Here is a 7,573-nt window from a genome sequence, read left to right as displayed (position 1 = left end):
GAAGGCCGCGGGGGCTTCCTCGGGCGCCGCGATGTGCGCGAGGGGCGCGCCGGCCAGCAGCGCTGGATCGGCGATCACGAAGAAGGCCGGCCCGGCGGCGCGGACCGCGCGCCAGGCGGCGAGGGTGATCTCCGGGCCGACGCCGGCGGGCTCGCCCATCGTCAGGGCGAGGGGGGGGATGCGATGCACGCGATGCCTCTGCCCCCACCCAACCCTCCCCCGCAAGCGGGGGAGGGCTAGCTGGCCATGCGCGACAGACGATCCAGCAGCGCGTCGACCTCGGCGCCGGTCTGGTAGAGGCCGAAGCCGAAGCGCAGCCGCGTGGCGCGGCGGTCCGTCACGATCCCCGCCGCGGAGAGCCGCGCCTGCCAGGCTTCCGCATCCGGCAGGTCGAAGGTGAGGAAGTTGCCGCGGCGCGGCTCGTCGAGCGGCACGACGAGGCGCGCGGGGTCGAGACCCGTACCATCCAGCCCCGCAACCAGGCGCCGCTGCAGTGCATGGGCGTGGTCGCGCACCATCGCGGTGGTCAGCCCCTGCGCCTCGAACCAGCCGAGCGCGGCGGCCAGCCGATATAGGCCCGACGGGTCGAAGGTGGCGCCCATGAAGCGCCAGCCGTCGGTCGCATAGCCGACCTCGCCTTGCGGCCCCGCCAGCGCGCCGAAGGCGGCGTACCAGCCGGTCGCGCGCGGACGCGGCAGCCAGCCCGGCGGGCAATGCAGGAAGCAGCAGCCCTCGCCGGCCATCGCGTATTTGTAGCCGCCCGAGGTGTAGAAGGCGCGCGACGCAAGCGCCGAGAGATCCACCGGCCGCGCCATGAAGCCGTGATAGCCGTCGATCACGAGCACCGCCTCGCCCGCCGCCTCGGCCAGCGCGCCGAGCCCCGCCGCGCCGTCGCCCGGCGCGAAGCCGGAGGAGAAGAAGACCTCCGACACCCAGACGAGATCGAAGCCGGCGCGCGCGGCGGTCGCGAAGCGGTCGAGGAAGGTCGCGTGCGGCTCGGTGGCGATCCGCGTGACCTCGATCAGCCCCTCCTCCCCGAGCCGGGCGAGCTGGCGGGTCAGGGAATGGAACTCGGCGTCGGTGGTCAGGATGCGCGGCGGCCGGCCCAAGGGCAGCGAGGAGAGGATCCGCACAACGAATTCATGCGTGTTCGGCGCGAAGACCAGCGTCGTCGGGTCGGGCAGGCCGAGTTGGCGCGCCACCTTGGCCTGCACGTCGCGCAGCACGGGGCCCAGGATCTCATCCCACTTCCCGTCCTGCAGGCGCGCGGCGGTGTCCCAGGCGGCGAGCTGCGCGTCGCGCGTCGCGTCGGGCCAGGGATGGTGGCTGTGGGCGGCGAAGTGCAGCCGGTGCGGGTCGGCCTGCAGGAAGCGGGCGAAATGGGCGCGGAGGTCGAGCATCGCGCGGGATATGTGAGATGCGCCGCGGGACGCCTAGATACGGATGAGAGACCATTCGAGAACACCGGACGGGTCGGCTCCGCGCGGCTTTTCCGCCCCGGCGTCGTTGCCGGCCTTGCCGATGCAACCAGCATCGGCGGCGGCCGGCGCCGGGCCGGGACGAAAAATCCCCTGCGGATGCTCAGCCGCCGGCATTCTCGAACGGTCTCTGACAGGAGGACCGCATGGCCGGAGCCGAAACGCCGACGCCGAATGCCGTGCCGGGTGGGGCGGAGGAGGTCGTGACCGACTTCGCCCGGCGGATGAGCTACGGCGACTATCTGGGGCTCGATGCGCTGCTCGCCGCGCAGAAGCCGCTCTCGGGCCAGCACGACGAGCTGCTCTTCATCGTCATCCACCAGGTGCAGGAGCTGTGGATGAAGCTGCTCGCGCATGAGATGGCGCTGGCGATGCAGCACATCCGCGCCGACGAGCTGCGCCCGGCCTTCAAGGCGACGGCGCGCATCAGCCGCATCCAGAAGCAGATGGTCGAGGCGTGGGAGGTGCTGACCACCATGACCCCGCACGACTACCTCGCCTTCCGCGACAAGCTCGGCAGCTCGTCGGGCTTCCAGTCCTGGCAGTACCGGCTGATCGAGATCCGCATGGGCGCGCGGGAGCCGCTCTACCTCAAGCCGCACCGCCACCGGGCGGACATCCATGCGGCTCTGGAGGAGGCGTTCCGGGCGCCCGGCATCTATGACGAGGCGCTGCGCCTGCTGGCGGCGCGCGGCCTGCCGGTGCCGGCTTCCGTGCTGGAGCGCGACTTCAGCCAGCCCTATGCGCCCGATCCGGGCGTCGAGGCGGCCTGGGCGGAGGTCTACCGCGACGCCGAGCGCTGGTTCGACCTCTACGAGCTGGCGGAGGAGCTGGTGGACCTCGAGGACGCCTTCCAGACCTGGCGCTTCCGGCATCTCTCCACGGTGGAGCGGATCATCGGCGGGCGGGTCGGAACGGGGGGCAGCGCCGGCGTCGCCTATCTGCGCGGCGTGCTGGAGAAGCGTTTCTTCCCCGAGCTCTGGAGCGTGCGCGGGAAGCTGTAGCGGCCCGTTAACCAGCGCGCGACATGCGTCGCCCGGCCACACGCGGGCCGGGCATTGGATGGATTATCCGACAGGCTGACGTTCCGCCGTTTCCTCCCGGCCCCGCGAGCGCCATACAGGCGGAACGTCCTCGGGAGGCACGGTTGGCCGAGTTCTGGGCTGAGTGGGGCATGCTCGCCTATCTGGCGGCCGCACTCTGGGCGTTCTTCGAGGGCGAGACCTTCGTGCTGGTGGCCTCCGCCGCGGGGGCGGCGACCGGTCTCGTGGATCCCTGGATCCTGATGGTCTCGGTCTGGATCGGGTCGTTCCTCGGCGACCAGACCTGGTTCACGCTCGGGCGGAAATTCGGGCCCGCGGCGGTGCGGCGGATCCCGGGCGCCGAGGCGCGGGTGGCACGCTGCGCCGAGCTGCTGGAGCGCCACGGCGCGCTCTTCGTGCTGAGCTTCCGGTTCCTCTACGGCATCCGCAACGTCGCCTCCGCCGCCGTGGGCATCTGCGGCATGGAGCGGAAGCGCTTCATGGTGCTGAACTTCGCCGCCGCCGGCATCTGGGCGGCGAGCTTCGTCGCGGCGGGCTGGTTCCTCGGCCAGCTGCTGGGCCCGACGCGCCTGCTCTGGGTGCTCGGCGGCACCGCGGTCGGTGTGATCCTCTTCGTGATCGCGCGCCGCGTGTGGCGCGGCCGGCGGCTGGCCGCGGCGGGGGCGAAGTAGTCCGGCCTCAGCGCTGCGCCTGCCGGCTCCGCGACGCGACTGGGCGCACCTCCACCTGGGTGATCCCGTTGAAGCCGAGTTCGCGCGCGCTGCGCGGCGAGAGGTCGATGATCCGCCCGGGCGTGAACGGCCCGCGATCCGAGATCGTCACCGTGGTGGTGCGGCCGTTCCGGAGGTTCGTGACCTCCGCCACCGTGCCGAAGGGCAGGTGGCGGTGCGCCGCGACGGGATGGTCCGGGTGGAAGCGCTGGCCGTTCGCCATCGGGCGTCCGGTGAAGCGCTGCGCGTCGTAGATCGCGGCGACGCCGCGTTGGGGCTCGAACGCTTGGGCTTGGGGCACGAGGCCGGCCAGCGCCAGGAGAGCGGGAAGCACCCCGCGCTTCAGGTGGGTCGCCATCATGGGTGCAACAAACATGCGGGGGAGGGGGATGGCAAGCCCGGCCCCTTCCGGGGGCGCTTGGACGGAAGCTCCGCGACCAGTCGCCGCCTCGTGATGCCGCCGTGCAGCGATTTCAGGTGCCGGTCGTGCAGGAACCGTTGCAGGCTCGTAAATGATACAGTCAGACAACGACTTGGAGTGCGCCGCGATGGACTTCGACGCGCTTGCCGGCTCGGTCCGCCCTGCCTCGCCCGAGGAGGCACCGCTGCTCCGCGAAGTGTTGGGGCTCTACCGCCGCGCGCTCGACGGCCAATTCCACCTCTTGCCGACGCTGCAGGAGAAGGGGCGCAGGCTGTCCCCCGCGACCGTGGCCGCCCTCGATCGAGCCATGCGCGGCGGCGGCGGGACGCACGCGCCCGGGTCGCCACGGGACGAGCGGGTCGTGACGCGGCGCGCCGACCACCGCCGGTCCGGAGCGCCGGGGGCGGGCGGCGAGGGCGTGCTGCCGCGCTGATCCTGCCGCGCCGACGGGGAGGTACCCCTCGGCCCGCTCCAGCGGGCCCGGTTCAGGCCGGCTGGCCGAGCAGGGCCGTCACCTGGCGCATGATCTCCGCGCCGCTGGCCGGCTTGCGCACCAGGACGAAGGGGCCGCCCGCGGCATGGCCGGACGGGACCGCCCCCCCATGGTCGGCCCGGCCCGTGACCATCACAACCGCCAGACCCGGCCGCCGGCGCCTTGCCTGCTCGATCAGCGCGAGGCCGTCCAGGCCGGGCATGGCCAGGTCGGTGACCAGCACATCCACCCGCGTGTCGCGATCCATCAGCGACAGCGCGCCGGCTGCATCGCCGGCGGAGTTCACCGCGAGCCCGGCTTCGCGCAACTGATCCCCGATCGTCTCGCGCACCACCGGATCGTCGTCGACCAGCAGGACATGGAAAGCCTCGCGTGCCGGCGGGTCGGCCCTGCCGGCCGGCGGCGGATCCGGCGCTGCCGGCTCGGCCGCCGGCAGCCAGAGGCGGACGGTGGTTCCCCGCCCGGGCTCGCTCTCGATCTCCATGGCGCCGCCGCGGCGCTCGGCAAGCGCCTTCACGAGCGGGAGGCCGAGCCCCGTGCCCACCCCTTCCGGCTTGGTCGTGAAGAAGGGTTCCATGACGCGGGCGAGCGTCGCGGCATCCATGCCGGTCCCGCTGTCGCGCACCTCGAGCCGCAGGTAGCGCCCCGGCGTCAACTGCGCCGACGCGGTCCCCGGGCGGGCCACATCGAGGCGGGCCGCAAGCGTCAGCACGCCGCCCTGCGGCATCGCGTCGCGCGCATTGGTCGCCAGGTTGATGAGCGCGGTCTGCAGCTGCTCCCGCTCGCCGCACAGCGGCGGCAGACCGGGCGCCACATCCAGCACGACCCGGATCTGCGGACCGAGGCTCGGCTGCAGGATCTCGCGCAGGCCGGCGAGCAGCGTTGCCGGATCGATCGCCTCCGACCGCGGCTCGTCGCGGCGCGAGAAGGCGAGAAGCCGATTGGTGATGGAGCCGCCGCGCGCCACCGCCGCCTTCACCGCCTGCAGGCGGTGGCGAACGACCGACGGGTCCTCCGCCTGCCGCAGCGCCATGGCGGCGGAGCCCGAGATCGCCTGCAGCACGTTGTTGACGTCATGCGCGATGCCGCTGGCGAGCGCGCCGAGCGCCTGCATCTTCTGCCCCTGGCGCAGCTCTGTCTCCATGCGGCGCAGCTCCGTCATGTCGCGCACCACGCCGACGATGCGTGCCGGGCGGCCGGTGTGGGGATCGCGGTCCTGCGCGACGCCGTGGCACCAGTCCCAGAGCCAGCCGCCATCGGGCTGGCGCAGCCGCGTCTCGACCGACCAGCTAGCCGAGACGCCGGAAACGACATCGGCCCATGCGGCGGCGAAGGCGGCGCGGTCCTCTGCATGGATGCGCGCCTCGAGCGCGGCCCAGTCGGGCCCGTCGAGCGGAAGCCAGCTCTCCGCCGGCAGCCCGATGACCTGGGATGTGCGCGGATCGACCCAGATCGCGTTGCGGCGCAGATCGATCTCGTAGGTGCCGATGCCGGCGCCTTCGGTGGCGACGCGCAACCGCATTTCGGCCTCGCGCAGCGCCGCGTCCGCCGCGACCTCCTGCGTGACGTCGCGCGAGAGGCTCTTGAGGCAGAGCATCCGCCCGTCGGGCGTGAATTCGGCAGCCCCCTGGTCCTGCAGCCAGACGACGCCGCCGTCCGGGCGGCAGTAGCGGAAGCGCACGCCATAGGCCGGTTTCTCCGGCGTCAGTGCGGCCAGCGTCGCAAGCAGCTTGCCGCGATCCTCCGGATGGACGGCGGCGATGAAATCCGTTCCGCTGTGATTGCGGGCGGCGTCCTCCGGAAGACCGAGGATCGCGGCGGCATTGGCCGAATTGATCACCAGGTCCTGTGCCGGGTGATATTCGAAGGCGAAGACCCGGCCGGCATCGAGCGCGCCTTCCAGCCGAGCCTCGTTCTCCTGCAGTTGCGCGGTGCGCGTCGCGACATGCGCCTCGAGCACGGTGTTGCTGCGGGCGAGGGCGGTGTCGGTACGCCGCACCGCGAGAACAAGGACGAGGAGGGCGATGCTGGTCGGCAGGCCGATGGCGAGCTGGCCAGCCACCGTGCTGCGCCATTCCGCCACGATGGCCTGCCGCTGTCGGGACGCGACGGCATAAACGGGCCATCCCTCGATCCGACGCGCGGCGGCAAGGCGATCGGCACCGTCCGTGGCGGAGCGGACATGGTACAGGGCGCGCTCGCGGCCATTCGCCGTGGCGTCGGCGAAGGCCGGCATGGCGCGGGTCGGTCCGACCTGCCCGGTGCTGCGCGCGAGCAGTTCGCCATCCGCGCGGACCAGGCCGGCGACGTCGCCGTCCTTCAGCAGCACCGCGCGCAGGGCGGCGGAGAGGCGGTCGGGGCGGACCAGGAGGACCAGGGCGAGGCGGCCATCGCCCTGCGCCTGCGTCACCGGGAGCACGACCGAGCCCGGGCCGTCCACCACGACGCGCTCGAGCCGGGGCTCGGGGGTCCCGGACGGCGGCCGGTCGGTCGGATGCGGGCGCGCGGGAAGCGCCGTGGCACTCGCCAGGACACGTCCGTCGCCGGCCAGGACCCGCGCATCCGACGCCCCTGGCGCCGCCGCGACGATGCGCCCCAGGGCGCGGTGCAGCGCGGCCTCCTGCTCCTCGATGCCCTCGTCCGAGAGACCGGCCACCGCCTCGTCCATGCGCGCCAGCGCGGCGACATGGGCGCCGAGGATGCGGCCGCCGAATTGCGCGACGGTCTCCGCCGCCTGCTCGACCTCGATGGCGGCGTCTTGCCAGGCGTCGCGCCAGGCGAGCCAGGCGCCGAGCGCCATCAGTGCCGTCGGCAGCGCGATGCAGACGGCGAGCAGCATGGCGCTGATGCGGTTGACGCGACGCGCCGACGCCCGGCCGCCTCGCGCCTGGAGGTCCGGCGACTCGTCGGTGCGGAGCGGTCCGCCGGCGCTCTGCATGCGATCCCTCATCGGCGGCCCTGCGGCACCGTCACGCGCTACACTGTTGATGACGCCTCCCCCAGCCCGTCGGGCCAGTCGGCCGGCACCGTTGATCGTGGCGGCCGCAAAGTTCCCACGTGGCACTCGCCTTCCCTGCAACGAAGTGGGCTAGACGATCAAAGCAGCGTGATGTCGATTGCGGCGCCGCCAGCTGTCGTGGCGCCAGCGGCGCCGTCTCGGCTTGATCCACCGCAAGGACGCGCGCGCCTTGCCATGGTGGAAGGGTCGCATGCTGGCGGACTGCCTCAAGGACCTCACCGCGATCGGGCCGGGCGGCGTGCCGGCCGTGGCGCTCGCCCTGTTCCTCGCGGGCCTCGCGGGCGGCGTGACGCATTGCGCCGGGATGTGCGCGCCCTTCGTGCTGGCGCAGGCGGGCGCTGTGGCCGACCGGTCGGCGGCGGGCGGGATGCTCGCGCGCCTCTCGGGCGCGGCGCTGCTGCCGTATCAG

Annotated in this window: 7 protein-coding genes and 1 pseudogene; 4 read left to right on the top strand and 4 right to left on the bottom strand. The window is 73.0% G+C overall.

Translation table 11 applies throughout. The features are described from left to right. Positions 1-189, bottom strand: a pseudogene (locus tag L2I40_RS14855) (4-hydroxythreonine-4-phosphate dehydrogenase PdxA); the annotation flags it as partial. A 47-nt stretch (positions 190-236) separates the two neighbouring features. Then, positions 237-1,400 (bottom strand): aminotransferase class V-fold PLP-dependent enzyme, encoded by a 1,164-nt coding sequence (locus L2I40_RS14850; RefSeq protein ID WP_237215940.1) that lies wholly within the window; start codon positions 1,398-1,400, stop codon positions 237-239. A gap of 224 nt (positions 1,401-1,624) precedes the next feature. On the opposite strand from L2I40_RS14850, the gene L2I40_RS14845 reads away from it, so the two are divergent. Together L2I40_RS14845 and L2I40_RS14840 are read left to right on the top strand one after the other, a co-directional pair. Next, on the top strand, positions 1,625-2,482 hold the full coding sequence (locus tag L2I40_RS14845) for a tryptophan 2,3-dioxygenase (protein ID WP_237215938.1): 858 nt from the start codon (positions 1,625-1,627) through the stop codon (positions 2,480-2,482). Between the two features lie 143 nt (positions 2,483-2,625). Continuing rightward, positions 2,626-3,192, top strand: a complete 567-nt coding sequence (locus tag L2I40_RS14840) for a DedA family protein (RefSeq protein WP_237215936.1) — start codon at positions 2,626-2,628, stop codon at positions 3,190-3,192. Positions 3,193-3,199: 7 nt separating this feature from the next. Here L2I40_RS14840 and L2I40_RS14835 read toward each other — a convergent pair whose 3' ends face one another. After that, positions 3,200-3,592 (bottom strand): septal ring lytic transglycosylase RlpA family protein, encoded by a 393-nt coding sequence (locus L2I40_RS14835; protein WP_237215934.1) that lies wholly within the window; start codon positions 3,590-3,592, stop codon positions 3,200-3,202. Between the two features lie 187 nt (positions 3,593-3,779). Between L2I40_RS14835 and L2I40_RS14830 the strand changes: the two genes are divergently transcribed. After that, positions 3,780-4,085 (top strand): hypothetical protein, encoded by a 306-nt coding sequence (locus L2I40_RS14830; RefSeq protein WP_237215929.1) that lies wholly within the window; start codon positions 3,780-3,782, stop codon positions 4,083-4,085. Between the two features lie 52 nt (positions 4,086-4,137). On the opposite strand, the gene L2I40_RS24470 is transcribed toward L2I40_RS14830, so the two are convergent. After that, a complete protein-coding gene (locus L2I40_RS24470; protein ID WP_272910970.1) occupies positions 4,138-7,083 on the bottom strand; it encodes a PAS domain-containing protein in 2,946 nt (981 codons plus the stop codon). Positions 7,084-7,354: 271 nt separating this feature from the next. Between L2I40_RS24470 and L2I40_RS14810 the strand changes: the two genes are divergently transcribed. Beyond that, on the top strand, positions 7,355-7,573 hold a 219-nt coding region (locus L2I40_RS14810), incomplete at its 3' end, for an urease accessory protein UreH domain-containing protein (protein WP_237215927.1).

Source organism: Falsiroseomonas oryziterrae (assembly GCF_021864505.1).
Classification (GTDB): domain Bacteria; phylum Pseudomonadota; class Alphaproteobacteria; order Acetobacterales; family Acetobacteraceae; genus Falsiroseomonas; species Falsiroseomonas oryziterrae.
This window is presented reverse-complemented; position numbering and strand designations above follow the sequence as displayed.

What these genes read in the sequence shown, in the direction of transcription:
- L2I40_RS14850 (WP_237215940.1), bottom strand. Translation starts at nt 1,400, where the DNA reads ATGCTCGACCTCCGCGCCCATTTCGCCCGCTTCCTGCAGGCCGACCCG.
- L2I40_RS14845 (WP_237215938.1), top strand. Translation starts at nt 1,625, where the DNA reads ATGGCCGGAGCCGAAACGCCGACGCCGAATGCCGTGCCGGGTGGGGCG.
- L2I40_RS14835 (WP_237215934.1), bottom strand. Translation starts at nt 3,592, where the DNA reads ATGATGGCGACCCACCTGAAGCGCGGGGTGCTTCCCGCTCTCCTGGCG.
- L2I40_RS14830 (WP_237215929.1), top strand. Translation starts at nt 3,780, where the DNA reads ATGGACTTCGACGCGCTTGCCGGCTCGGTCCGCCCTGCCTCGCCCGAG.
- L2I40_RS24470 (WP_272910970.1), bottom strand. Translation starts at nt 7,083, where the DNA reads ATGCAGAGCGCCGGCGGACCGCTCCGCACCGACGAGTCGCCGGACCTC.